This window comes from Enterococcus rotai (assembly GCF_001465345.1).
GTDB classification, from domain to species: Bacteria; Bacillota; Bacilli; order Lactobacillales; family Enterococcaceae; genus Enterococcus_L; species Enterococcus_L rotai.
On record NZ_CP013655.1, the window covers coordinates 3,236,036 to 3,261,290 of the forward strand.

The following is a 25,255-nucleotide window of genomic DNA, read 5'->3' on the forward strand; positions in this document are numbered from 1 at the left end:
CATACGTTCGATTGCGAATTAGAAAAGAGGGTTAAAATGGAGCTAGCTAAAAAAATAGAGATTCTTGCTGAATCTGCAAAATATGATGTTTCATGCTCAAGTAGTGGTGTTACTGATAATACACGAAACGGAACTGTAGGTAGCACTTCAGCCGCCGGTATTTGCCATTCTTTCACAAGTGACGGACGTTGTGTTTCACTTTTGAAACTACTTTTCACAAACGCATGTATTTTTGACTGTCATTACTGTATCAATAGAAAATCCAATACGATTCCCAGAGCAACCTTTACGCCACAAGAGGTTGCAGACTTAACCATGGATTTTTATATGCGTAACTATATTGAAGGGCTTTTCTTAAGTTCGGCTATCATTAAAAATGTTGATTACACAAGTGAATTATTAATCAAAACGTTAAAGATTTTGCGTTACGAAAAAGGCTTTAAAGGTTACATCCATGTCAAAGCAATTCCTGGAGCAGATGAAAAGCTAATTGAAGAATTAGGGTATTTGGCCGATCGAATGAGCATTAATGTAGAGCTACCCTCAAGAGAAAGTTTGAAACTGTTAGCACCGGATAAGGAGCCATTTGCCTTATACAAGCCAATGAAACAAATCACACAGAAAAAACATGAATTAGCTCAAGTTCCAGCTTTAAGAAAACAAGCAAGCTTTGTCCCCGCAGGTCAATCCACTCAGATGATTATTGGGGCATCACCAGAAAGTGATCATGCTATTGTCAAAATTGCGGAAACTCTTTATCAAAAATACGAATTAAAAAGAGTCTATTACTCAGCGTACATTCCGGTAAATCAAGATTCCTTATTACCAGCAATCACAACTGACCCACCTTTATTACGAGAGCACCGTCTGTATCAAGCGGACTGGCTCCTGCGTTTCTACCGATTTTCTGCAGATGAAATCTTGTCTGAAGATAAACCAAATTTTAATTTATATCTTGATCCCAAAGCCAATTGGGCCGTTCAGCATTATGAGCAATTTCCGATTGATGTCCAAACAGCCTCATATGACCAATTGCTACGGATTCCTGGAATCGGTCCTAAAAGTGCTCTTAATATTCTAAAAGCGCGGAAATATTATCAATTGCATCTCTCTGATTTAAAAAAATTAGGTGTCGTGATTAAACGAGCACAATATTTCGTCAGCTGTAACGGTGCTCGCCAGGCTGGGCTTATTCATGATCCTGAATGGGTCATCGCTTCCCTAATTTCATCTCGCCAATACGAAACATTAAAACAGGTCAATAGCCAGTCAAGGCAAGAACAACTCACTTTATTTGACGTAGAACGGTTTGAAACAACGAAACGAAAGGAAGCTCGTTATGCAAATTGAAGAAACAACTGAAGTTTGGGAGTATGACGGCAGTTTTCATGGATTTTTAACAATTGTCTATCATGCTTTTAAAAAAAGACAGTTCCCAGAAATTATTTTAACCCCGGATACTGCTGTTGAAAGTTTGTTTCTCAGTCATTGGATCTCAACCGATACAGCTTTGGCTCATAAAATGTACAAACGGCTACTTACTCGCTTGAGACAAGAAAATAGTCAGTTTATTATTGATGGGTTTTATTGTTCCTTAAAAGAAAAAGAACGATTTTTACTTGATGCGATTCAAATTGCTTTAGAATCAAAAGACTTGCTGTTAAATCATCTTGGACATCCATCTATTTTAGCCTTACAAAATGCCTTAAAGTCTCTTTTTGGTGAAGTTCACTTGTTCACAGGATTTATTCGTTTTGAATACATAGGAGAGCTACTTTATAGCACGATTGCGCCAAAACATTTTTCATTGCCTTACCTATGTCCCCATTTTGCCAAACGATATCCGCAAGAAATGATTATGATCTATGACGAAACACATCGTTTACTTGGTATTATTGAACATGGAGAAATTAGTTTCATTGAAAACAGTGAGCCTCCAACTTTTCATACAAAAGAGAGTGAACAAGAAATCCAAGATTATTGGCGTTCGTTCCTACAAGCCATTACCATTCAAGAACGAAAAAACGAACGAGCTCAGTTGTCACATTTACCTAAACGCTATCGTCATCATATGGTTGATTTCAATTAATCTAGTATTAAAAAAAATGAGGTGGGCTTTGGACATAACTCTGCGAGTCATATTCAAAGCCCACCTCATCTAATAAGATTGATCAGCCATTTAATTCATTCTAAGATGAATTTTTTTCACAATTATTTTATCTGATAAATGGGATTGATTACTTTGTTCTCCAATCACCTCAGCAAAAATATTGGTCCGGTCTTCTTTTTTCTGTAACTGATACTCGATTTTTCCAGTTTCATTCAATTCATTCATCATTTCACTATAGTCGTCTACTTCGATTTTCCGAGTAATAAAGCCTAGTGAAACTAATTGATCATCTAGATTTTTAGAAGATATTAGGGACCCAAAAGCAATTTTTTGACGGATCTCTTGATTTAATTCTGAGATTTTTACCTCTTGACCTTGTTCAGCTTTTTTTTTCTTGATCAATGCTTCGTATTGTTCAACACTCAACATGACACCAGCAACTTTTTTTCTATTATAAATATACACGCCGGAATTCGTTTCTTTTGCTGTTTCAAAAATCGTCATAGGAGATTGCTTCACATCTGTAACTGAAAATGCTATGTCTTTTTTCACTTTATTTTTCATTGTTCAACTTCCCTTCCAGATGATTATATCATACAGAATTTTAGTGTGAAGGGCATTTTGCGATTGTTGCTCTTTTAGTTAGGTGAATTTTAGGTAACAAAAAAGAAGTAACGTTACTAAAGCTCAAAGAGTTTTAATAATGTCACTTAAAAACCGAATATACAGTGTAAAAAAGTCAGTATCTTCCAATTGCCACCTTAACCTGCTGGATTGATCCCTTTGAATCCAATGTCATCCCGATAAAAGGTCCCCGTAGTATCAACTGTATCCAAAACCTTGTATACTGCCTCTTGTGCTTGCTTCAAGGTTTCTCCGCTAGCTTCAACAAGGTAAATTCGTCCGCCATTTGAAATGAGCTGACCGCCTTCTTCTTTTACTCCTGCATAATAAACTTGTTCCGTTTCAATAGTGGAAAAATCAGGAATCAGATGATTTTTTTCATACTGATTAGGATAGCCATTTGCTGCGACTACTACACCTAAACTGTATCCTGTTTGTTTCCATTTAATATTTGGTTGCTTACCATTTACTAAATCATCGATGACTTGGGCAAAATCGCTTTCTAAACGTTGTAGGACAACCTGGGTTTCTGGATCACCAAAACGAGCGTTAAATTCAATCACCTTTGGTCCCGTCTGGGTAGCAATCAAGCCAGCATATAAAATCCCTGTAAATGCTCTGCCTTCAGCTACCATCCCTTGGGCTGTCGGTTTTAGAATCGTTGCAATTGCTTCTGCAACTAACTCATCAGAAATTTGTGGTACAGGGCTATAAGCGCCCATCCCGCCCGTGTTCGGACCAAGATCATTTTCATAGGCTCGTTTATGATCTTGAGCAATCACCATCGGATAAACTTCTTGATTTCGAACAAAAGCCAATAAAGAAAATTCTTCTCCAGCTAAAAACTCTTCAATGACAACTTTGGCACCACTTGAACCAAACTTATTTTCTTCCAGCATCTCTTTTAAAGCTTCAATGGCTACTTCGACTGTCTCAGCTACTACAACGCCTTTGCCAGCTGCTAAACCATCCGCTTTAATAACAATTGGTGCTCCTTGTTCAAGGACGTAGGCTTGAGCTTTCGCAAAATCAAAGAACGTTCGATGGGCTGCTGTTGGTATATTGTATTTATTCATGATTGTTTTGGCAAAATCTTTAGAACCTTCGATAAAAGCTGCGGCTTTAAGTGGACCAAATGCCTTTAAACCACTAGCTGAAAAATCATCCACGATACCATTTAGTAATGGTATTTCAGGACCGACAAATGTCCAGTCTACATTATTTTCTTTTGCAAATTGAATTAAGCTCGCGTGATCATCTTCTGCAATATCTACTATTTGAATGCCATCTTTTTTCATTCCAGCATTGCCCATAGCACAAAATACGGTTGTAACTTTCGGACTTTGAATCAGCTTTTGCGCAATTGTGTGTTCTCTGCCGCCACTTCCAATGACTAAAATCGTTAATCCCATTGAATTCTCCTTTTAATGTCTAAAGTGTCTACTATCAGTAAAGACCATCGTAATACCATATTTATCTGCCATCTCGATCGATTCTTGATCCTTTATACTGCCACCTGGTTGAATAATTGCTTTTATCCCATGCTTACCTGCATACTCAACACTATCGCTCATTGGGAAAAAAGCATCACTCGCTAACACTGCCTGATCAACTTTAGTCCCAGCTTGATCGATCGCAATTTGAACCGACCCAACGCGATTCATTTGTCCTGCTCCGATCCCTAATGTTTGCTGACTATTTGCAACAACAATGGCATTGCTTTTTACATGCTTGACTGTTTTCCAAGCGAATTCTAGTGCTTTTAATTCTTCACTAGTTGGTTGACGTTTAGTTACTACTTTCCAGTTTTTTGCTTGTTCTTGAACGATATCTTGATTTTGAACTAGCAATCCACCTAAAACTGAAACAAATTCGTTTTCGATAGCTTGATCTTTTGCTGAAAAATCTAATGTCATTAAGCGAAGGTTCTTTTTGCTACTTAAAACACTAAAGGCTTCGTCTGAAAAACTCGGCGCAATAATAATTTCTAGAAATAATTTATGCATTTTTTCAGCCGTTTGTACATCTACTTCACGATTCAACACAATGATACCACCAAAAATCGAAACTGGATCTGCTTCATAAGCAGATTGATACGCTTCGTTGATTGTTTCTCCAACGCCAACACCGCAAGGGTTCATATGTTTGACTGCTACGACAGCTGGTTGATCAAATTCTCTAGAGATGCGAATAGCTGCATCAGCATCTTTAATATTATTATAAGATAATTCTTTACCGTGAAGTTGTTTAGCACTGGCAATTGAAAACGAAACGGGTAGTGCATTTTGATAAAAAGCCGCTTGTTGGTGACTATTTTCGCCATAACGCAATTCCTGCTTTAACTCATACGTAAGGGTCAATGTTTCAGTTTCTTTTTCACCAACAGCCTCCGTCAAATAATTGGCAATTAACGCATCATAGGCTGCTGTGTGACGAAACACTTTTGCTGCCAGCTTTTGTCTTGTCGCGAGGGTTGTTTCGCCATTTTCAGAAAGCTCTAGTAAGACTTGTTCATAATCTTTTGGATCTACGACCACCGTCACAAATTGATGATTTTTTGCAGCACTTCTTAACATGCTTGGTCCACCAATATCAATATTTTCAATCGCTTCTTCTCGTGTTACATCTTCTTTCAAAATTGTTTCTTTAAATGGATAAAGATTTACACAAACAAAATCGATTGGCTGAATGCCATGCGCTTCCATCGCTTCCATGTGATGACTCAGATCACGGCGACCTAATAAACCACCATGAATCTTTGGATGTAATGTTTTTACACGCCCATCCATCATCTCGGGGAAATCTGTTATTTCTTCAATACCGATTGTTGAAACCCCGGCTTGCTCAAGCACCGCTTTGGTCCCACCTGTCGAAATAATCTCAACACCTTGTTCCACCAATCCTTTAGCAAATGCAATGACACCTGCTTTATCTGAAACACTGATCAACGCTCTTTTCTTTATCATCAATGACTCTCTCCTTGCTGGGTTTTAATAAGTTGGGCCAAAACACTGGGAAATAGCTTATGCTCTATAGTATGGATTTTTTTTTCTAAAGAATCAAGGGTGTCAAAAGAAGTGATCCTGACTTTTTCTTGCGCTATAATTGGACCAGTATCAACACCGTCATCGACATAATGAATTGTTACACCCGTTTCTGGCACTTCTGCAAGAAAGGCATCTCTGATTCCGTGTAAACCAGGGAATTCAGGTAATAACGATGGATGAATATTGATCATTCGCTTTGAAAAAACTTCTAACAAAGTCGGTCCAATGATTCTCATATAGCCTGCTAAAACGACCAAATCTATTTGTTCTTCCTCAAGTAAATGAAGAATCTCTGCTTCATACATGGCTTTTGACTCAAAATCTTTCGGTGCAAATGAAATCACTGGAATCGACATGGCTCTTGCTCGCTGAACAACATAAGCATCTTTTTTGTCACAAAATAATAAAGTGATTTCTGCCTCGATTTCTCCAGCTGCTACAGCTTCAGCGATTGCTTGAAAATTACTCCCATTACCTGAGGCAAATATCGCTAACTTCATCTTTACACCTCTTTAAAAACAACAGCTTGTTTCGCTTTTTTAGTGATTTTTCCAATAATATGACTTGACTCATCTAGTTCATTTAAAATCGTTTGAACAACACTAACTTTTTCAGGCGAAACAGCTAAAACCATCCCAATTCCCATATTGAAAATTTCATACATCTCCATTGTTGGGATCTGACCATATTTTTCCAACGTTGTAAAAATGGGTAGCACGGGCCAGCTGCCAAGCTGTAACTCAGCTGATAGATTTTCTGGAAGCATTCTAGGGATATTTTCAACAAAACCACCACCAGTAATATGAGCAATACCATTCACTAATTCCTGTTTTATTAGTGGCAGTATTGACTTAACATAAATTTTTGTTGGCGTTAAAAGTACCGAACCCAAAGGCTTTTCATTTAACTCCGGAATTAGACTTTCTCCAGTAAATTGATGGGTTTTAAAGAAAATTTCCCGCACGAGTGAATACCCGTTTGAATGAATCCCGCTTGAAGATAAGCCAAGAAGAACGTCTCCTTCTCGAATGTTTTCACCTGTAATCAATTGCCGTTTTTCAGCGATGCCTACAGCAAATCCTGCTAGGTCATAATCATTTTCACCATACATGCCAGGCATTTCAGCAGTTTCACCGCCAATCAAAGCAGCACCCGCTTGAAGGCATCCTTCGGCGACACCTGCTACCACTTGTTCTAATCTTTCTGGTCGATTTTTTCCAGTCGCAATATAATCTAAAAAATAAAGCGGCTCAGCACCTTGTGCAACAATATCATTCACGCACATCGCCACACAATCGATCCCAATCGTATCATGTTTGTTTTCTTGAATCGCCACCATTAATTTGGTTCCCACACCATCTGTCCCCGAGACCAAGACAGGCTCCTTCACTTCCACCGCACTTAAATCAAAACAACCACCAAAACCACCTAACGCCCCCATCACACCGATTCGTTCGGTTCGTTTCACATGTTTCTTGATTCTTTCCACGACTTCATAGCCTGCTTCAACATCAACGCCTGCTTTTGTATAGGCATTTCCCATTTATGGTTCCTCCTACAATCATTTTCTACTCTTCAATTTAATGTGGCAAAACTGTTTTTCTCTTTTAATGATGCTTGATAGTTCATTTCATAATCATATAACGGCGTTGGATAATCGCCATTAAAATAAGCCATACAAAGTCCAGAATAAGGTGCATCATAATTCAACCCAATTGAATCAATCAGTCCTTGCTCACTTAAAAAGCCTAACGAATCAGCTTTGATCAGCTGTTCTATTTCAGAAACAGAATGGTTGGCCGCAATCAATTCTTTCCTTGTTTGAATATCGATCCCATAAAAACAAGGAAATCTTAATGGAGGTGACGCAATGCGGACATGAACTTCTTTTGCCCCAGCATCTTTAAGTAATTGAACAATCCGACGACTAGTTGTGCCCCGCACGATTGAATCATCTACCATGATCACTCGTTTTCCTTCGACAACACCACGAACTGCTGACAGCTTCATTCTGACCCCTTGTTCTCGCAATTCTTGAGTAGGTTGGATGAAGGTTCGCGCGATATATTGATTTTTCACTAAGCCCATTTCATAAGGAATACCACTTGCTTCCGCATAACCACTTGCAGCAGAAAGCGAAGAATTCGGGACTCCTACTACCATATCTGCTTCAACTGGCGCTTCTTGCGCTAAACGTTTCCCCATATTTTTACGTGCAGTATGGACATTTACTCCTGCAATATTTGAATCAGGTCTTGCAAAGTAAATGTATTCCATTGAGCAAATCGAATATTGCGTTTCTTGCGTATACTGTTCTATTTTGTACCCAGAATCATCAATAATGATCAATTCTCCCGGTCCTACATCTCGAACAAAAGTAGCACCGATCACTTCTAGAGCGCAGGTTTCACTTGTGACGACATAAGCACCATTTTTCATTTGACCAATAGACAATGGTCGAAATGCATTTGGATCAAGAGCCGCTATCATCGCAGTTTCAGTCATCAAAAGATAAGCAAATCCACCTTTAACAGTCTGTAAACTTTCTTTTAGCTGATCGATAAATGTTGGTTGTTTACTACGTCGAATCAAATGCATCAAGATTTCCGTATCAGAATTTGAATGAAAGATCGCACCATTTTGCTCTAACTCTTTTCTCAAGCTTTTTGCATTGGTTAAATTACCGTTATGAGCTAAGCCACAAGCACCATCATAAAATTTGAATAAAAATGGTTGGATATTATCGACACTGCCATTACCAGCTGTAGCATAGCGAACATGGCCGATTGCGGCATGACCACTTAAAGAGGCTAAAGATCGATCATCTTTAAACACTTCTGATAACAACCCTAGTCCTCGATAGCCATTTAGCCTACCATCTTGATTAGAGACAATACCAGCTCCTTCTTGCCCTCGATGCTGTAAGCTATGCAAACCAAAATAGGTCACTCGAGCTGCATCTGGGTGTCCCCAAATACCAAAAATACCACATTCCTCATTTAAGCTTTTTACTTCATAAGACATGGAATTGCTTCCTCCCACAACTCTTTGGCTGTTTGCGTCAAGACTTCGATTGATTGATCCTGCGTTTCAATTTTAAGTACTCCATTATCTGTTACTTTCCCAACAAGGTGGGCTTTTCCGTCCATCGTAGCTTCAAACGCAGCTTGTTTTTCTGGTTTGATCGATAGGACAAATCTTGATTGAGATTCTGAAAATAGAAATGACAAAGGCATCTTTAACTTAACTTCAAGCCCGAAACCCTGTTTAAAAGCAGCCTCTGCTAAAGCTACACCTAATCCACCTTCCGAACAATCGTGGGCACTTTCGATCAATCCTGCTTTAATGGCAGCTAACACTAATTGCTGGATTTCTTTTTCTTGAAACAAGTCAAAATCCATTATTTTTCCTTCTATTAAACCTAATGTCATTTTTTGTAGCTCACTGCCGTTAAAATCGGCTTTTGTTTCACCTAAAACATAAATTAAATCATCAACTGCTTTAAATTCTTGCGTCGTAATGTGTGCTAAATCTTCAATCAGACCTACCATTCCAATGACAGGTGTTGGATAAATCGCCTTACCATTTGTTTCATTGTATAAAGAAACATTTCCAGAAATCACGGGTGTTGCTAAAACCTCACAAGCCTTTGCAATCCCATCGGCTGAAGTCCAAAGCTCCCAAAAGCCTTCTGGTTTATCCGGTGAACCATAATTTAGGCAATCTGTGATTGCTAGAGGTTGCCCGCCACTTGCGACAATATTTCTAGCAGCTTCTGCTACTGCGATCTGCCCACCAATTTCCGGATTTAGATAAAGATACCGTGCATTGCAATCGGTTGTCATAGCTAACGCTTTTTGCGTACCACGAACCCGTAATACCGCTGCATCACTTCCTGGCAAAACGACGGTATTCGTTCTAACCTGTGAATCATACGTCTCGTAGATCATTTTTTTAGAAGCAATTGTAGGTTGCTGCAGTAGTTGTAATAACGTTTGTGCTCCATCGTTTATTTCGGGTTGGAAATCTGCTAAAGATGCAAAAGTTTTGATCCTTGCTGGTTCTACACGTTCCTTATTATAAACTGGAGCATCTTCAGCTAAAGCGTCAACGGGTAGATTAGCTACTTCTATGCCACGATGATTTAAACGATACAAGCCATCATCCGTTACTTTACCAATCGTTACAGCGTCTAATTCGTACTTTTGAAAAAGTTCGATTACTTCGGCTTCATGTCCTTTCTCAACACAAATCAACATCCGCTCTTGTGATTCTGACAACATCATTTCATATGGTGTCATTCCTGTTTCCCTTTGCGGCACATTATCCAAATCTAAAATCAAACCCGAACCCGCTTTTGAAGCCATTTCTGCACTAGAAGAAACCAGACCAGCCGCGCCCATATCTTGAATTCCGACTAAAATATCTGCATGTTCCAATATCAATTCCAAACAGGCTTCCAGTAAAAGTTTTTCCATAAAAGGATCACCAACTTGAACTGCTGAACGTTGTTGCTCTTCCCCTTCAACAAATTCTTCAGAAGCAAACGTTGCCCCGTGAATGCCATCGCGTCCTGTTTTCGCTCCGACATACATGATCGCATTGCCTACTCCCTTAGCTTGACCTTTTTGGATATCCTTATGATCAATCAAACCGACACACATCGCATTGACTAGCGGATTCCCTTCGTAACATGGATCAAAGGCGACTTCTCCACCAACTGTTGGAATACCGATACAATTCCCATAACCACTAATACCAGCAACCACTTCTTCCAACAAGTATTTTGTCCGTTCATTTGTCAATTCGCCAAAGCGCAATGAATCTAATAGTGCAATCGGCCGAGCCCCCATACTAAAAATATCTCTGATAATTCCACCAACGCCTGTTGCGGCTCCTTCATAAGGCTCAATAGCAGACGGATGATTATGACTTTCTGCTTTAAATACGACTGCCTGACCATCCCCTATATCAACGATCCCCGCACCTTCACCAGGTCCCTGTAAAACTTGTGGCCCCTCAGTTGGAAATTTTCTTAAAACCGGCTTTGAATTTTTATAGGAACAGTGTTCACTCCACATCACTGAAAATAATCCAGTTTCCGTATAATTGGGCATGCGACCTAGAATATCTTCTTCAATCATTCGATACTCTTCGTCCGTCAATCCCCAGTCTGAATAGATACGCTCACTTTTAATGGCTTGCGCTGTAGGTTCTTTGGCTTTCATCATGCATTTGCCCTAGCCTTTCCATAGTTTTTAACGATTGATTTGAAAAAACGTAACCCATCCTCTGAGCCTAATAGGCTTTCGACTGCGCGTTCTGGATGAGGCATCATGCCTAAAACATTGCCCTTCTCATTAACGATTCCGGCAATATTTTCTAAGCTACCATTAGGATTGTCATAGGCATAGGTAAAAACGATCTGCTGATTTTCTTTTAATGTTTCAAGAGTCGCTTCATCACAATAATAGTTTCCTTCCCCATGAGCCACGGGCAATTGAATCACCTCATCTAGTTGATATTCAGAAGTAAAGTTCGTTTGATTATTAACGACTTGTAGTTGAACCGTTTTACAAATAAAATGTAGGGACTCATTCCGAAGTAAGGTACCTGGCAAAAGTCCAGCTTCTGTTAAAATTTGGAAGCCATTGCATGTTCCAAAAACTGGTTTGCCTTCATCGGCTAGGCGAATCACTTCACTAATGATTGTTGAAAATCGCGCAATCGCACCGCATCTTAGATAGTCTCCATATGAAAAACCGCCAGGAATCAAAACACCATCGAACCCTGCTAAACTATCTGCATCATGCCGAACATATTCAGCCTCTTCGCCCAAGATATCTTTGACAGCACATAGTAAATCCATATCACAATTCGACCCCGGAAAAACAATTACCGCAAACTTCATCTTATACTTCCTCCATGATTTCATAGCGATAGGTTTCCATATTTACATTAGCAAGTAGTTTGTCGCAGATTGCTTCAATTACAGTTTCGATTGGCTGTGCTGTTTGATGAACCTTAATATCAAAATATTTTCCGATCCGAATCTCAGAAATTTCTTCAAACCCAAGACGATGGACTGCTCCTTTGACAGCTTCACCTTGTGGATCTAAAACAGAATCTTTATAGGTAACGTAAACTTTAACATTATACATACAGCAGAACTCTCCCTTATTTTTAGTGAAATGCTTTTTCTAAACGATCTAAAACTTCTTGATAAACTGGAACAATCTCACCTAAATTCCTGCGGTAAACATCTTTATCTAAATGATCATTTGTTTCTTTATCCCATAAACGACAAGTATCAGGAGTGATTTCATCGGCAAGTAAAATTGTGCCATCTGCTCGTTTACCAAATTCTAGTTTGAAGTCGATCAATTGAATATCGATTTTCCCAAACAAATCAATCAAGGCAAGATTTATTTTATGTGCTTCTTGTTTGATTGTGAGAATTTCCTGTTCAGTTCCTATTTGTAAAATCTTCACATGATCGTCATTAATGATTGGATCATCTAGTAAGTCATCTTTGTAGTAAAATTCCAAAACTGGAAAAGCTAGCGGCTCCCCTTCTTTCATTCCTAAACGATTAGCAAAGCTACCTGCAGAAACATTTCGAATCACCACTTCCAACGGTATCATCTCAAGGGTCTCTATAAATTGTTCGTGTTTTGATAATTTCTTAATAAAATGATTTTGAATTCCTTTTTGTTTAAGTGCCTCAAAAATGAGAGATGTTATCTGATTATTTAAACTTCCTTTTCCAGCTACACTATCTTTCCGAGCACCATTCAAAGCAGTTGCTTGATCCAAATATTCTACTCTTATCACACTGGAATCATCTGTTTTAAAGAGTTTTTTAGCTTTTCCTTCGTATAGCATTGCCTTATCGTCCACTGATCATGACACATCCTTTTCCGTACATTAATAATAGAATAACCGATTTTAGTTCGTCTATATCTTTGTTTACAGTTTAACAAGACACTTAGAAGCCGTCAATGATTTATTAATAATTATGATAAGAAACCCAAATAATGTTCGTGTTTCAAATTTCTATCTATTTAAAATGTTAAGAAAAGCTTGTAAGCATTTACAGATAACTAGAAAAGTGGTATGCTAATCGAAAGTATAGATACAGAAAATTCACTTTTATTTTTTTATTATTAGTGATGATTTTTTAGGAGGGAACACAAGAATGACTAGCGATTATGACAGTTTGGCGCAGGATTTTTTGACAGGATTAGCACCTGAAGAAAGAACAAAATTGTATAATGATTTACTGGCATTGGAGGTAGTTCACAAATTAAATCAACATAGTACTTATTACACATTTAAAAACTTAAAACGAGCGGTTCATCGTCATTCAGAACGACGTAAACGAACGTTCCGTTATATGAATAGCTTCAATAACGAACTAATCATTCATCAAATACATGAGCAGTATTTTTTCAAAAATAAATACTGCATACATGTCTATTTCAATTCGCAAGAGTATAACTATCTTTTTATTGAGCGTTTACTTTCTAAACTAAAAACCCCAGTTTCCGCACCTATGCGAACGTTTCAAGAAATTACAGTTTAATAGACTACTATAATCAAACTAAAAAATTAGCCTGGTACATCACTCAATGCGTGATATACCAGGCTCTTCAAATCCAAATAAACATTATTATCAGAAACAACCTCATGTCAACAAAAGAAAGGAACAAGCTATGGAAAAATTAAAAGTCAATGTAACGATTGATCGACCAGTTGGTTATAAAGATTCATTTGGCAATACCTATCCAGTCAACTACGGCTTTATTGCTGGCGTAATTGGGGGCGACGATGAAGAACAGGATGCCTATATTTTGAACATCCCTTCTGAGAAACTGATGTACTTTACTGGAATTGTAACAGCAGTTATTCATAGAAATGATGATAATGAAACAAAATGGATCGTAATTCCTGAGAAATCATCGATTACCGAAAAAGAGATCCTTAAACAAACCTATTTTATCGAACAATATTTTGACAGCTATGTAGAAATGCTTTGATTAAAAAATAGCAGCGAAGTCACAAAGATGTGAGCTCGCTGCTATTTTTGTCTATTACGCTAAGCCGACCCGTTCAAAAATAATATCAACATTTTTCAAATGATAGTTATAATCAAAGGCATCATCTAATTCTTCTTTAGACAAAATCGCAGTGATTTTATCATCTGCCTCTAGTAATGGCCTAAAGGCCGTTTGGTGATCCCAGGCATAAGCCGTTTTTGGTTGTACTAAATCATACGCTGCTTCACGAGCCATGCCATGATCAATCAACTTCAATAAGACACGTTGGCTATAAATCAAACCATATGTTGCATCCATATTTCGTTTCATATTTTCAGGAAATACGGTTAGATTCTTCACGATATTAGAAAATCGATTCAGCATATAATCCAGCAAAATCGTTGTATCTGGAATAATGATACGCTCTGCTGACGAGTGAGAAATATCACGTTCATGCCATAAAGTAACATTCTCATAGGCAGTTACCATATGACCACGAATAACCCGAGCTAGACCAGTCATATTTTCAGAACCAATTGGATTTCGTTTATGCGGCATCGCTGAAGATCCTTTTTGGCCTTTCGCAAAAAACTCTTCGACTTCTCTCGTCTCTGATTTTTGCAAACCACGAATTTCAGTCGCAAATTTTTCAATGCTTGTTGCAATTAGCGCCATCGATGACAAATACTCAGCATGTAAATCACGAGGTAAAACTTGTGTAGAAATTTCTTGCGCTCGAAGCCCTAAATGGTCACAAACATATTCTTCCACAAAAGGTGAAATATTCGCAAATGTCCCTACTGCTCCACTGATTTTACCAGCTTCTACACCTTTAGCTGCATGTTCAAAACGGTCAACATTTCGTTTCATTTCTGAATACCATAAGGCAAGTTTCAAGCCAAACGTTGTCGGTTCAGCATGTACACCATGAGTCCGGCCCATCATAACAGTCTGTTTATGCTCTTTTGCTTTTTCACCAATGATTTCAGTGAATTTCTTTAAGTCTTCTCTTAAAATATCGTTTGCTTGTTTTAACAAATAACCATATGCAGTGTCCACTACATCAGTACTTGTCAAACCATAATGAACCCATTTACGTTCTTCCCCTAATGTTTCGGAAACGGCACGAGTAAAGGCAACTACGTCATGTCTTGTTTCCGCTTCGATTTCTAAAATACGCGCAACATCAAACGATGCATTCTCACGAATTTTTTTTACATCTTCTTTCGGGATATCTCCTAATTCAGCCCATGCTTCATCGGCCAAGATTTCAACTTCCAGCCAAGCATTGTAGCGGTTTTCATCTGTCCAAATTGCACCCATTTCAGGTCGTGTATAACGATCGATCATTCGTTTGTTTGCTCCTTTTTAATCCCAAATATTGGTTTGATAAATATCTTCTAAGGTCTCAAAAACATCTTCTGTCAAAATGGTGATATGCCCCATTTTTCGACCTTTTTTCGCTTCTGCTTTACCGTAATAGTGAAAATGCCAATCTGGTTTTTCAGAAATCACGTCCATTGTTTCATAGATTTCATTTCCTAAAATATTGACCATTACAGCTTCTGATAAAAGCTCGACTTCCGGCAACGGCCAACCGCAAATACCGCGAATATGAGCATCAAATTGACTCAATGAACAAGCTTCGATCGAGTAGTGACCAGAGTTGTGAGGTCTTGGTGCTAACTCGTTTACATAAATACCACCATCACTTGTTAAAAACATCTCAACTGCTAAAGTTCCGGCCAAATCAACAGCTTCCGCAATCACACGAGCAATTCTCTGAGCCTCTTCAACGACATCTTCATTAACTCGCGCAGGCGCAATCGTTTCATGCAAAATATTATGTCGGTGAATATTTTCTACAACCGGAAAAACAGTAATATCCCCTTGACCATTTCCACTTACTAAAACTGATATTTCTTTTTCATAGGGAATCCAAGCCTCTAACACACAGGTACCTTCTCTAAGAATATTCATTGAAGGAGCTAAATCTGACGTGCTGTATAAAACAAACTGGCCTTTGCCATCATATCCACCACGAGTCGTCTTTAGGACACAAGGATAACCGATTCCATCAATTGCATCTTGGATATCTGTCGGACTAACAATCGTAGCAAACGGCGCAATCACAATATTATTTGCTTCTAAGAAAGATTTTTCCAATAAGCGATCTTGTGTGATCGCTAAAAGGTCTGTTCCTTGAGGAATGCTCACTAAATCTTGAACGTGCATCAATGCTCCAACATCTACGTTCTCAAACTCATAGGTTAAGACCTGGGCACGTTTTGCCAATTCCTCTAACGCTTCTATATCATCGTAATCAGCTAATAAATGCCAATCAGCGACTTGAGCAGCAGGGCAATCAACAGTTGGATCTAACACGCCTACACGGAAACCCATTTCTCGTGCACTTAGAGCCATCATTCTGCCTAATTGTCCGCCACCAATAATACCGATCATTTGTCCCGGTAATAAAGGTTTATTCAAGTTCATCACTACTTTCCATCACAGTCTCTTCGAGAAATTTACGTTTGTCTTCTAATTTCCCTGCTAACTCTATATCATACAGGGAAAGCATCCGAACTGCAAGCAGTCCGCTATTGATAGCACCTGCTTTTCCTATCGCAGTAGTTGCTACCGGGACACCACCAGGCATTTGTACAATGGAAAGTAACGAATCCATTCCGTTGAGTGCTTTTGACTGAACTGGGACGCCGATCACAGGCAATGTTGTTTTTGCTGCGATCATGCCGGGTAAATGGGCTGCTCCTCCTGCTCCAGCAATAATAACTTTAATACCACGATTACGTGCTTGCTCAGCGAATTCAAACATATAATCAGGTGTTCGATGTGCTGAGACCACTTTTTTTTCATAAGAAATATCAAACTCATCTAAACAATCACAGGCATGTTTCATCGTTGGCCAATCAGATGTACTTCCCATAACTACTGAAACTATGACAGACATAACATTCCCCTTTCTTTCTCTTTTCCTTTTCATTTTAGCAACGGAAATCTCAAGTGTCAAAGTAAAATCGAATATTATAGATTTTTTTAATAATAATGTTCGTATTGAACGATCAAAAAAAGAAAAACCGGAAAATTGTCCGGTTTTTCAAGTATCTAGAAGAATCAATCTATTCCTCCGTTTTTAATCCATTGAATAATAAATTCAAAATGATTGCTGTCAAACTACTCATTACGATACCATTTCCCGTAAACATCCTTACCGTTTCTGGCATTTGTTGAAATAGTGTAGGAATCATATTAAAACCAAGACCAAAGCCAATTGAAATAGCAATGATCAATAAATTTTTATCATTATTATAGTCAACTTTGGATAACATTCGCATTCCTTGAACGGCAACCATCCCAAACATCACAAGCATACCGCCGCCTAATACTGACTCTGGAATGATTTGAGCAACTGCTCCAACTTTTGGCAACAGCCCTAAAGCAATTAAGAAAAATGCAGAATAATAAATTGGTCGGCGCGTTTTAATACCTGAAAGCTGAACGAGTCCAACATTTTGAGAAAAACCCGTATAAGGAAATGTGTTAAAAATCCCTCCTAGAATAACAGCTAAACCTTCTGCTCGATAGCCCTTTTTCAGCTCTTCTTCTCCTATATGCTTACCTGTGATATCTCCCAGAGCAAAATAAACGCCAGTTGATTCAACCATACTAACGATCGAAATAATGATCATCAATAAGATTGAAGAAACATCAAATGTTGGGGTTCCAAAATAAAATGGTTGTGGAAAATGAAACCACGTTGCTTGACCTACCGGCGCTAAATCAACCTGTCCTAAAATAGCAGCAAGAAGCGTACCACCAACTAATCCGACTAAAACAGCAATCGACTTGATAAATCCTCTGCCCCATACTTGAATCACAATGATCAACCCAATTGTTACAAAAGCTAGTAGCAGACTTGTAGTATTTCCAAAATCAGGAGCTGCAGCTGATCCACCACCCATCTTTTCAACAGCCACTGGGATTAGCGTTAAGCCAATTACAGTAATGACCGTTCCAGTTACTAATGGCGGAAATAGCTTTTTGATTTTCGAAAAAATTCCCGATACTAAAACAACAAAAATCCCAGAAGCGATGATCGAGCCATAAATTGCACCCACACCTTTATCACTACCAATCATAATCAACGGCGCTACCGCTTGTATTGCGCAGCCAAGTACTACTGGCAACCCAATCCCAAAAAATTTATTAACAGTCAGTTGGAGCAATGTAGCGATCCCACACATAAAAATATCAATCGAAATCAAGTACGTCATTTGTTCTGAGTTAAAATTCAAACCTGTTCCAATCAGCAAAGGTACCGCCACAGCACCTGCGTACATCGCCAGCAGATGCTGCAAACCTAAAACTGCTGCTTTACCATTGTCAGTTTCATTTTGAACGATTTGTTCTTTTATTGGGTTCCCGTTACTTTCCAAGTTTACGCATCCCCCTCAAGAAATTCGACTTCTCCATTTTTCAATGATGCGATACGAGCTAATGACACTACACGTAAGCCCATTTGTTCTAATAACTCTCGTCCGTCTTGGAAAGACTTTTCAATAACGATACCAATCCCATCAACCTCAGCACCCGCTTGTTGGCACAGTTCCACCAAACCTTTTGCTGCTTGACCGTTGGCTAAAAAATCATCAATGATCAACACTTTATCATCACTTGATAGAAATTTTCTTGAAATAGAAATTTGACTTGTTACTTGCTTAGTAAACGAATAAACAGAAGACGTCAACAATTCTTCATCCATTGTTAAACTTTTTGCTTTGCGGGCAAAAATCATCGGTACTGCTAATTTTTTAGCTGCAAAAAGCGCTGGAGCAATCCCCGATGCTTCGATTGTAACAACTTTTGTAATCCCTGCCTGTGCAAATACTTCAGCAAAACGGTAACCGATCGCTTCCATCAAATCAGGATCTACTTGGTGGGTAACAAAACTATCTACTTTTAAGACGCCTTCCCCTAAAACTCGCCCATCTTCTTTAATTCGTTGTACTAATTCTTCCATTCCATCCGACTCCTTCACCAATTTTTTATGCAACATTTCGTATAAACACAAAAAGACCTTTTCTGCATAAGCAAAAAAGGGTCTGAGACTCTTTTTCACTTATAGACCAACGTTTACGGTGTTGGGTAGAGACAGCCATCCATATCATGACCATATATAAGCTTCTTGTATTAGTATACAATAGTACAAAACTCTGAAAATTTCAATGAAAAATAAGATATTTTCATTGAAATTTTACAGAGCCTTATCAGAATCTGTATCATTACGATACTACTTTTTATCAATACTCGTTTTAATTATCATTCTTTTTTTCTAAATTTCTATATTTATCCATCTTATGACTAAACAGTTCGCCGTTGCTTGGCGGCGTATACGTAATAGCATTTGCCCCGGCTTCGATTGTCTCAGTGATAGACTCATCAGTTGGACCGCCTGTAGCAATGATCGGTAATTCTGGATATTTATTACGGAAAAATTTCACAGTCTTAGCTGTATCTTTACCAGCACTAATGTTGATCATTGTTACGCCAGCTTCAATTTTTTCGTCAATTGGTGTATGTATAGATGTCACTGTACTGACTACTGGAATGTCAACCACTTCACAAACCATTTCAACGGTTTCAACAGGTGTTGGGCCATTCAATACTACACCAATCGACCCTTGCGCTTCTGCAAATAAACTCATGTACGCAGAACGTTGTCCTTGAGTCAATCCACCACCTACACCTGAGAAAACAGGAATATCTGCAGCCTCAATAATACTTTTAGTAATGGCAGGGTGCGGGGTAAATGGATATACTGCAATTACAGCATTCGCATCCGTATTCCGTATTATGGCAATATCTGTTGTAAAGATAATTGATTTGATTTTTTTCCCAAAAATTCGGATGCCGCTTGCTTTAGCAATGACTTTTGGCACTTGCACAATATCTTGCTTTAGAGGCGTTACGATTTCTGGTACCCACTTTTCATCCACTTAATCTACTCCTTTTTACTTCGTGATTAATGATCATATTGATTTAGATCATAACTTTCGATCACATGAATCACCTTATCTGCATAGGTTGGATCCGTTGCATAACCAGCATCTTGCAATGCTTGTGCCGCTTGTTTATAGTTTTTAGCTAAAAGAACATGTTCATATAAACGGGGATTCCATGTTACACCATTAACAAATAAGCGCGTATGATCATCCATTGATTCTTCCCAAGTATCATATACTCTAAAATCACCTTGAATCACGATCCACTCTTCATTGATATACTCTCTTGTTTCAAGATTAATCTTTTTCTGATCACCATAAGCCTTGATCCCAAATAAATTATTATACTTAGAAGCTAGGGTACTTTGACCCCAATTTGACTCTAAAATTCCTTGTCCAATGATAATACTCGGCAAAACGCCGTAAGAAGCTTGCAATTCTTTCGCATGCGGACTGATTCTGTCGATAAACTGTTCTTTTGATACTTGTCCTTGCTTTTGTGCAGTCTCTTCTTCTATGTGTGAGTTGTCCGACAATACATTAATTGAAAAGATAAACGCGACTCCAACGATCAACAAACCTGCAAAAAGCGCTGGTAAATTCGTTTTTCTTATTTTTTTCTTCTTATACCTTTGACTATTCATACATTCCCTACTTTGTTTTGTATTCGTTCCTATACTAATATTGATTAGATTAGGACAATGGCTGACTGATTATATCAGTTTTTTTCCAGACAATCAATCAACAGCTGTTGTAGTCGTAGTTGTCGATGCTTTCGTTGGTATTTCAGATGTAGTTGTCGATGCTAATACACTCGATTCAGTCGGCGCTTCACTACTATTTTGTGGTTTTTCTTTTGGTGTTGCATGACCAAAAAACACAAAGATAACAGCACCTAGCACAATGATGACGGATAAAATTCCTAAAATTTGTTTCACAAAAAAACTCCCTTACTTACTTATTCACCAACGTAAGTACCCATCAAGTTTTCATTTACCCAATCAAGTAATTCGACTTTTGATCCTTCTAATTGACCTTGCAATGTGGCAGGCAATCGAAACGTAACAATATCGTCAAACCCCCATTCGCCGTATGAAACTGTTACTTTCAAATCAATAAATGCCTGATTATTTTCTTCACGGTTCGTTTTTGATGGAATCAATTCAGCCATACCTACCCCTGATTGCAACCATTTTTTGGCGATCAGCGTTTTCAAGCGTTTGTATTCTGAAACAGCGATATTTCTCTTTTCTGGAAATAAAATTGTTTGACGTAATATTTTTTGTGTCAACATCCATTCGTAATCAGAAAATAAGTTTTTTACTTTTTGCATTTCTTCGCTCGTTAAATTGATGCGACCTTTTTTCCAATTATCCCAATTTTCTTTTGAGGTTTGGAGATAGTCCGTATAAAAGTTTTCTTCTGTTTCAAACTGTTCTATAATTGCATCGATAAGAATATCAATATACATTTGGTGCATGACTTTCGCCTCCTTCTCCTATTTTACTGAAAATATCAAAAAAATGCATCTCTTTGAATCACTTATTTCTGTATTTTTAAGAAACATTCAGTCGTTTCCCATAAATAATAAGACAATAACAGGCTTCTGTCCAAAATCTACCATCATTTTGACCTTCTAAGGTATAATGGATTTGTACGTAGCCGACTAGACAGTCTATGCTTCTGCTTTGAAGCGTGCCAAGAAATACAACGAACGAATTTTTGTGAGTTAATACTGATTGGTACAGGGTGACGGAAAGGAACGTTCTTAGCATGTGTTATCTTGCTTCAAGAGCTCGTTCAGCTTTTATTGTTATCTAACTGCGCAGGCTAGCCTTTAGGAAAAAAGATAAAAATGGAATGTGACAAAAAGCGTCACAGTCAATTTTCCCTATTTTTCTGTCAAGGCTGAACGAGCCCGCTACGCTTTTATTGTTTTCTAGCTGCGTGGCCTAGCTCTTCGGGAAAAAGATAAAAATGAATTGTGGCAAAATGCACCACCCTTCATTTTTCCTATTTTCCTGTCAGAGCTAAACGAGGCCTCTACGCTTTTATATTAAGGGGGATATTTATGAATTTTTACAATTGGGGCATTATTGGCCTTGGAGAAATCGCAACGAGTTTTGTTGATCATTTTCAACAGGAAAATAGCAAGATAGCGGCAGTTGCTTCTAGAACATTGGCAAAGGCTGAAACATTTGCTAAAGAACACGGGATTCCTACAGCGTATGGCTCGTTTGAAGAGTTATTAGCTGATGGATCGATCGATATTGTCTATATCGCTGTTCCTAATCGGCAACATATCGATCATATTTTAAAAGCATTGTCTGCAGGTAAACATGTTCTTTGTGAAAAAGCAATCACGATGAATAGTGCAGAGTTAGCAGAGGCGATGAAATTAGCTGAAGAAAATGGGTTGATTTTAGCTGAAGCTATGACCATTTTCAACATGCCTTTATATCAAGAGCTAAGAAGCCAAATTGATTCTAAGCGCTTTGGTAAGTTAAAAATGATCCAAGCTCCCTTTGGCAGCTATAAAGAGCCTGATCCAACGAATCGGTTCTTTAACCCTGATTTAGCTGGTGGTGCGCTTTTGGATATTGGTACGTATGCCGTTTCTTTTGCTCGTTGGTTCTTTACTGCTCAACCTAAGGTAGTTTCATCTATTATGCAGCCATTCTCAACCGGCGTCGATGAGCAATCAGCAACGATTCTTCAAAATGAAGCACAGGAAATGGCTACAGTCTCATTAAGTTTCCAAGCTAAAATGCCTAAGCAAGGAATTGTCGCGTTCGAAGATGCTTACATCGTGATCAATGAGTATCCACGAGCAGACGAGGCCAAGATCTTTTTTAATGACGGTACAGTCGAAACTATCGTATCTGGTGACAGCAATCAGGCCTTAAACTACGAAATCACAAATATGATCAAAATGATTGATGGAGAACAATCAAATCGTTCGCTCTTTTTAACAAAAGATGTGATCGATCTACTTGATCAAATGCAACAAGCTTGGAATAAATAAAGAAACGTCCTTTAACTTCCTCCTATTAAGTGAGGAAAGTTAAAGGGCGTTCTTTTTTATTTTACAATAGATAAAGACACACTCCTGTGAAAGTTTGTCTTTATCTATTCCTGATTACATTTCATTTGGCGCATGCAGGCCAAGTAAACGTAAATCTTCTTTAATGATTGTCGCCATAGCATAAACTAATGCTAAACGTGATTCTTTTTGTTCATCGTCTGTTAAAATTTTGACATGAGCATAATATTTGTTAAACGCTTGAGCAACTTGAATGGCATGTTTGGCAATCACTGAAGGTTCATATTTTTCAGCTGCTTGCATCACAACATCTGGGAATTTTTGCAACAACTTAACAACTTCCCAACTATCTTTGTCATCTAAAGCATATGCCTTAGTTTCGTCGATCGTAAAATCAGCTTTCCTAAGAATACTCATAGCACGAGCATGCGTATATTGGACATAAGGACCGGTTTCTCCTTCGAAGCGGACAACCTCTTCTAAAACAAAGTCAAAATTATTTAGACGATCATTTTTTAGGTCATGGAAAATAACAGAACCAATTCCAACCTGTCTAGCCACTTCGTCACGATTTGGCAAATCAGGATTTTTCTCCATAATTTGTTTGTTCGCAAGTTCAACTGCTTCGTTTAGCACTTCTTCTAATAAAACAATTTTCCCTTTACGAGTCGATAGTTTTTTACCACCTTGTGTGATCAAGCCAAATGGAATATGATGCATATCTTGAGACCAGTCAAATCCAAGCTCTTTTAAGACAGCTTTTAATTGCTTGAAGTGATTACTTTGTTCATTTCCAACGACATAAATCGATTTAGCAAAGTCATAGTTACGTTTACGGTAAACAGCTGCTGCCAAATCACGTGTGATATATAGTGTAGCGCCATCAGATTTTTTGATCAAAGCAGGATTTAAATCATAGGCAGACAAATCAACGATTTCCGCTCCTTCATTTTCTTGTAATAAATGTTTTTCTTCCAGCATTGTGACGATTTCATCCATCTTATCATTATAGAAAGCTTCCCCATTATATGAATCAAAAGAAACTTCCAACATTGAATAAATTTTATCGAATTCTTTTAGTGATTCTGTACGGAACCATTGCCATAATTCGGTTGCTTCTTCGTCGCCTTCTTCTAGTTTTTTAAACCAAGCGCGAGCTTCTTCTTCTAACTCTGGTTGTGTTTCAGCTTCTTCATGGAATTGTACGTATAAGCGTAATAATTCAGTGATGGGTGCCGTTTTAACCGCTTCTTCTGAACCCCATTTTTTATAGCCAACAATTAATTTTCCGAATTGGGTTCCCCAATCCCCTAAATGATTGATACGGATTGGTGTATAACCAATTTTTTCAAGAATAAAGGCAATAGAATTTCCAATTACAGTCGAACGTAAGTGTCCCATAGAAATTGGTTTAGCAATATTGGGTGAGGACATATCAATTGGGACATTCCCTTTTTCACCGATTGAGCTATCGCCATAATGCCCTTTATCTTTCGCAATTTGACCGATGACCGCTTGACTGACCATTTTTTTATTCATGAAAAAGTTTAAATAAGGTCCTACCACTTCAATTTTTTCAAAGTCTGTTCCAGCAATTTTTTCTGCTAAATCGGCGGCAATTTGTTGAGGGGCTTTGCGATAGACTTTAGCAAGTGAAAAAGCCGGAAAAGCAACATCTCCATGATCAACTGATTTAGGATTTTCCAATAATTGTGTAACAGCTTCTAAAGATAGATCTTCTTTTACTACATCATAAATGGCTTTTGCTACGATTTCTTTGTTATTCATAGATATCCTCCTAATTTTAAAAAGCTAAAGAAGCTTTTTTGTATGGTTCATTTTATTGTCTAATTTGATGGTGACTTCTCTCACTTCACGCGCCTTGTATTGTTCATCATCTACTCTGGCGGAGCCAATCGTAGTCCTTCAATTCTTAGAGCTTTAAGGAAGCAACTTGTCTTTCAGACACCTTGTATTGTGCATCATCGAATCATTTTATTCTTCGTGATTCACTAGTACGGTAACTTCTCTCACTTCGTTCGCCAAGTATTGTTCATCATCTACTCTGGCCGAGCCAGTCGTAGTCCTTCAATTCTTAGAGCTTTAGCTCTTAGAAATTGATGAGATCGAAGCATAGCGTAGTGATTCACAACAAAAAGTCCCTAGTGTTAAAAAACACCAGAGACGAGATTTCCCGCGGTACCACTCTAATTGTCCGAACTTTTCTAAGACGGACCCACTTAATCTATTAACGGAAGATTACCGTCTGCCTAGGCAGATCCTCAAAAGTGCGCTTCCTTCATTTGTTTATTTTCGGCTTTCACCATCCCGAAATCGCTTTGATAACATGTAATGAAGTACTCTCTTTT

The 25,255-nt window shown here is 38.2% G+C and carries 25 protein-coding genes, 1 riboswitch and 1 other annotated feature (1 of these 27 only partly in view); of the genes, 5 read left to right on the plus strand and 20 right to left on the minus strand.

Annotated elements, in window-relative coordinates; all coding sequences use genetic code 11:
- Positions 1-36 precede the first annotated feature (36 nt).
- The gene (locus ATZ35_RS14425; RefSeq protein ID WP_208927847.1) at positions 37-1,350 is read left to right on the plus strand and encodes a putative DNA modification/repair radical SAM protein; all 1,314 of its coding nucleotides are present in this window, start codon (positions 37-39) and stop codon (positions 1,348-1,350) included.
- The gene (locus ATZ35_RS14430; RefSeq protein WP_208927848.1) at positions 1,340-2,089 is read left to right on the plus strand and encodes a TIGR03915 family putative DNA repair protein; all 750 of its coding nucleotides are present in this window, start codon (positions 1,340-1,342) and stop codon (positions 2,087-2,089) included. Before ATZ35_RS14425 ends, ATZ35_RS14430 begins: the two co-directional genes overlap by 11 nt.
- 90 nt (positions 2,090-2,179) lie before the next feature.
- On the opposite strand, the gene ATZ35_RS14435 is transcribed toward ATZ35_RS14430, so the two are convergent.
- From ATZ35_RS14435 to purC, 10 genes are all read right to left on the minus strand, one after another.
- Positions 2,180-2,674, minus strand: a complete 495-nt coding sequence (locus tag ATZ35_RS14435; protein ID WP_208927849.1) for a type II toxin-antitoxin system Phd/YefM family antitoxin — start codon at positions 2,672-2,674, stop codon at positions 2,180-2,182.
- Positions 2,675-2,871: 197 nt separating this feature from the next.
- On the minus strand, positions 2,872-4,146 hold the full coding sequence (purD, locus tag ATZ35_RS14440) for a phosphoribosylamine--glycine ligase (protein WP_208927850.1): 1,275 nt from the start codon (positions 4,144-4,146) through the stop codon (positions 2,872-2,874).
- Between the two features lie 12 nt (positions 4,147-4,158).
- Positions 4,159-5,700, minus strand: a complete 1,542-nt coding sequence (gene purH / locus ATZ35_RS14445) for a bifunctional phosphoribosylaminoimidazolecarboxamide formyltransferase/IMP cyclohydrolase (RefSeq protein ID WP_208927851.1) — start codon at positions 5,698-5,700, stop codon at positions 4,159-4,161.
- Entirely contained in the window at positions 5,700-6,281 is a 582-nt protein-coding gene (purN, locus tag ATZ35_RS14450) for a phosphoribosylglycinamide formyltransferase (RefSeq protein WP_208927852.1), read from the minus strand. The genes purH and purN overlap by 1 nt, the downstream gene beginning before the upstream one ends.
- A gap of 2 nt (positions 6,282-6,283) precedes the next feature.
- Entirely contained in the window at positions 6,284-7,324 is a 1,041-nt protein-coding gene (purM, locus tag ATZ35_RS14455; protein ID WP_208927853.1) for a phosphoribosylformylglycinamidine cyclo-ligase, read from the minus strand.
- A 32-nt stretch (positions 7,325-7,356) separates the two neighbouring features.
- The gene (purF, locus tag ATZ35_RS14460; protein ID WP_208927854.1) at positions 7,357-8,805 is read right to left on the minus strand and encodes an amidophosphoribosyltransferase; all 1,449 of its coding nucleotides are present in this window, start codon (positions 8,803-8,805) and stop codon (positions 7,357-7,359) included.
- A complete protein-coding gene (gene purL / locus ATZ35_RS14465) occupies positions 8,790-11,012 on the minus strand; it encodes a phosphoribosylformylglycinamidine synthase subunit PurL (RefSeq protein WP_208927855.1) in 2,223 nt (740 codons plus the stop codon). Before purL ends, purF begins: the two co-directional genes overlap by 16 nt.
- Positions 11,009-11,692, minus strand: coding sequence for a phosphoribosylformylglycinamidine synthase subunit PurQ (purQ, locus tag ATZ35_RS14470; RefSeq protein WP_208927856.1), 684 nt, complete (start codon positions 11,690-11,692; stop codon positions 11,009-11,011). Before purQ ends, purL begins: the two co-directional genes overlap by 4 nt.
- Position 11,693: 1 nt before the next feature.
- Positions 11,694-11,942: a phosphoribosylformylglycinamidine synthase subunit PurS gene (gene purS / locus ATZ35_RS14475; protein WP_208927857.1), complete on the minus strand. Its 249-nt coding sequence runs from the start codon at positions 11,940-11,942 to the stop codon at positions 11,694-11,696.
- A 22-nt stretch (positions 11,943-11,964) separates the two neighbouring features.
- Positions 11,965-12,681 (minus strand): phosphoribosylaminoimidazolesuccinocarboxamide synthase, encoded by a 717-nt coding sequence (gene purC, locus ATZ35_RS14480; RefSeq protein ID WP_279614910.1) that lies wholly within the window; start codon positions 12,679-12,681, stop codon positions 11,965-11,967.
- Between the two features lie 298 nt (positions 12,682-12,979).
- Between purC and ATZ35_RS14485 the strand changes: the two genes are divergently transcribed.
- A complete protein-coding gene (locus ATZ35_RS14485; RefSeq protein WP_208927858.1) occupies positions 12,980-13,366 on the plus strand; it encodes a hypothetical protein in 387 nt (128 codons plus the stop codon).
- Positions 13,367-13,496: 130 nt separating this feature from the next.
- Positions 13,497-13,820 (plus strand): inorganic pyrophosphatase, encoded by a 324-nt coding sequence (locus ATZ35_RS14490; protein WP_208927859.1) that lies wholly within the window; start codon positions 13,497-13,499, stop codon positions 13,818-13,820.
- A gap of 54 nt (positions 13,821-13,874) precedes the next feature.
- On the opposite strand, the gene purB is transcribed toward ATZ35_RS14490, so the two are convergent.
- The 9 genes from purB to ATZ35_RS14535 form a co-directional block, all read right to left on the minus strand.
- Positions 13,875-15,170, minus strand: a complete 1,296-nt coding sequence (purB, locus tag ATZ35_RS14495) for an adenylosuccinate lyase (RefSeq protein WP_208927860.1) — start codon at positions 15,168-15,170, stop codon at positions 13,875-13,877.
- An 18-nt stretch (positions 15,171-15,188) separates the two neighbouring features.
- Complete coding sequence (gene purK / locus ATZ35_RS14500) at positions 15,189-16,319, minus strand: 5-(carboxyamino)imidazole ribonucleotide synthase (protein WP_208927861.1); 1,131 nt, start codon at positions 16,317-16,319, stop codon at positions 15,189-15,191.
- On the minus strand, positions 16,303-16,791 hold the full coding sequence (gene purE / locus ATZ35_RS14505; protein ID WP_208927862.1) for a 5-(carboxyamino)imidazole ribonucleotide mutase: 489 nt from the start codon (positions 16,789-16,791) through the stop codon (positions 16,303-16,305). Before purE ends, purK begins: the two co-directional genes overlap by 17 nt.
- Positions 16,792-16,960: 169 nt before the next feature.
- Positions 16,961-18,277, minus strand: coding sequence for a nucleobase:cation symporter-2 family protein (locus ATZ35_RS14510; RefSeq protein ID WP_279614911.1), 1,317 nt, complete (start codon positions 18,275-18,277; stop codon positions 16,961-16,963).
- Between the two features lie 2 nt (positions 18,278-18,279).
- The gene (locus ATZ35_RS14515; protein WP_208927863.1) at positions 18,280-18,861 is read right to left on the minus strand and encodes a xanthine phosphoribosyltransferase; all 582 of its coding nucleotides are present in this window, start codon (positions 18,859-18,861) and stop codon (positions 18,280-18,282) included.
- Positions 18,862-18,943: 82 nt separating this feature from the next.
- Positions 18,944-19,041, minus strand: a riboswitch (purine riboswitch).
- A gap of 112 nt (positions 19,042-19,153) precedes the next feature.
- Positions 19,154-19,837 (minus strand): beta/alpha barrel domain-containing protein, encoded by a 684-nt coding sequence (locus ATZ35_RS14520; RefSeq protein ID WP_086279230.1) that lies wholly within the window; start codon positions 19,835-19,837, stop codon positions 19,154-19,156.
- A gap of 26 nt (positions 19,838-19,863) precedes the next feature.
- The gene (locus tag ATZ35_RS14525) at positions 19,864-20,487 is read right to left on the minus strand and encodes a glycoside hydrolase family 73 protein (protein ID WP_086279229.1); all 624 of its coding nucleotides are present in this window, start codon (positions 20,485-20,487) and stop codon (positions 19,864-19,866) included.
- 93 nt (positions 20,488-20,580) lie between these two features.
- A complete protein-coding gene (locus ATZ35_RS14530) occupies positions 20,581-20,781 on the minus strand; it encodes a hypothetical protein (RefSeq protein WP_086279228.1) in 201 nt (66 codons plus the stop codon).
- Positions 20,782-20,801: 20 nt separating this feature from the next.
- A complete protein-coding gene (locus ATZ35_RS14535) occupies positions 20,802-21,323 on the minus strand; it encodes a hypothetical protein (RefSeq protein WP_208927864.1) in 522 nt (173 codons plus the stop codon).
- Positions 21,324-21,914: 591 nt separating this feature from the next.
- Between ATZ35_RS14535 and ATZ35_RS14540 the strand changes: the two genes are divergently transcribed.
- Positions 21,915-22,868 carry a Gfo/Idh/MocA family protein gene (locus ATZ35_RS14540; RefSeq protein WP_208927865.1) on the plus strand — a complete coding sequence of 318 codons (954 nt, stop codon included), beginning with the start codon at positions 21,915-21,917 and terminating at the stop codon, positions 22,866-22,868.
- Positions 22,869-22,982: 114 nt separating this feature from the next.
- Here ATZ35_RS14540 and argS read toward each other — a convergent pair whose 3' ends face one another.
- Positions 22,983-24,674 carry an arginine--tRNA ligase gene (argS, locus tag ATZ35_RS14545; protein ID WP_208927866.1) on the minus strand — a complete coding sequence of 564 codons (1,692 nt, stop codon included), beginning with the start codon at positions 24,672-24,674 and terminating at the stop codon, positions 22,983-22,985.
- 389 nt (positions 24,675-25,063) lie between these two features.
- Positions 25,064-25,255, minus strand: a binding site (T-box leader); it runs 13 nt beyond the window's last position.